At 75.6% G+C, this 246-nt stretch carries 1 pseudogene; it reads right to left on the bottom strand.

Going from position 1 to position 246, the window contains the following annotated elements:
• Positions 1-246: pseudogene (locus tag ACSNOK_RS35640) on the bottom strand (SpoIIE family protein phosphatase); the annotation flags it as partial.

Below are 246 nucleotides of genomic sequence, written 5' to 3'. Positions count from 1 at the left end.
GACCTGGACGGGTCCGCCGGGCTGCGCACCGGTTCGCCGCGCGACGGCGGCGGGGTGTGGTCGCCGGGAGCCCCCTCCCCGTACCGCGGCAGCCGCAGGGCCAGCAGGGCTACGTCGTCGCCGCGGGGGTCCATGCGCTCCAGCAGTTCGTCGCAGAACTCCTCCAGACCGTGGCGGGCCAGGGCGGAGGCGTGGCGGCACAGCAGCTCCATGCCGGTGTCGATCGGCCTGGTGCTGCTCTCCACC

It is taken from the genome of Streptomyces sp. URMC 126 (genome assembly GCF_051386555.1).
Classification (GTDB): Bacteria; Actinomycetota; Actinomycetes; order Streptomycetales; family Streptomycetaceae; genus Streptomyces.
This window is presented reverse-complemented; position numbering and strand designations above follow the sequence as displayed.